This is a genomic window from Cupriavidus sp. 01T418, from assembly GCF_056398885.1.
This window is the reverse complement of the sequence record NZ_JBFTQG010000129.1, coordinates 1-958: the sequence shown is the minus strand read 5'-3', so window position 1 is coordinate 958 and position 958 is coordinate 1. Positions and strand designations below refer to the sequence as shown.

General features: G+C 56.3%; 1 protein-coding gene and 3 tRNA genes. All 4 read right to left on the bottom strand.

Annotated features, from left to right (window positions below):
• Positions 1-111 (bottom strand): GTP-binding protein (locus AC1DQ3_RS36530; RefSeq protein WP_477124950.1); only part of this gene is annotated, 111 nt, incomplete at its 3' end.
• Between the two features lie 43 nt (positions 112-154).
• Positions 155-229 (bottom strand) — tRNA-Thr (locus AC1DQ3_RS36525).
• A 41-nt stretch (positions 230-270) separates the two neighbouring features.
• Positions 271-344 (bottom strand) — tRNA-Gly (locus AC1DQ3_RS36520).
• Positions 345-403: 59 nt separating this feature from the next.
• Positions 404-489 (bottom strand) — tRNA-Tyr (locus AC1DQ3_RS36515).
• Between the last annotated feature and the right edge of the window lie 469 nt (positions 490-958).

The window sequence follows — 958 nt, the reverse complement described above, 5'->3', positions numbered from 1 at the left end:
TGCCAGCACCGTAGCAATCGCGGCCGTCAGCGTGGTCTTGCCATGGTCAACGTGACCAATCGTGCCAACGTTCACGTGCGGCTTAGTCCGCTCGAACTTTTCCTTTGCCATTTCGCGACTCCTGTGTCGGTAGCGATATTGCCAGTGCGGTATTTGGTGCCCATGGGCAGGATCGAACTGCCGACCTCTCCCTTACCAAGGGAGTGCTCTACCACTGAGCCACATGGGCGAAACTTGACTGCTGCTTTTGGAACTGCAACCCGGGTAATCTGGAGCGGGTGAAGGGAATCGAACCCTCGTCGTAAGCTTGGAAGGCTTCTGCTCTACCATTGAGCTACACCCGCCGGGTTACCACGCTTTCTGCTTCACCCACACGTGCCGGGCACTACTGCTTTGCAATTCTTGGTGGAGAGGGTTGGATTCGAACCAACGTAGGCGTAAGCCAACAGATTTACAGTCTGCCCCCTTTAGCCACTCGGGCACCTCTCCGCAGAGAACTTAAGATTATGGTGTAACTTTCCTTGGCTGTCAAGCACTTTCCGTACTATGCAAAGTATGGAAGGACAGTCCTTCGGGAGATGACCTCGATGCCGGCACTGGCCATCTTCGATCCCACCATCAATCTCCGGCGCTCGATAAGGAATGAACACCTTCACCCTATAGGGGCTCGCCGGAGGCGCCAGGAGGGCTTCTGGCGGCCTTTCCGCGCACTTGGCGAGCGCAAAGCTTGCCGGGTTAAACAGCGCAGCAGCGACGTTTTCATCCAGTGATAATCGCCGCCGCAAAAGCAAAACCCCCCAGTACTTTCGTACTGGGGGGTTTCAAGGGAGAGCCTGGCGATTACCTACTTTCACACGGGTATCCGCACTATCATCGGCGTGGAGTCGTTTCACGGTCCTGTTCGGGATGGGAAGGGGGAGTCGTTTCACGGTCCTGTTCGGGATGGGAAGGGGTGGTT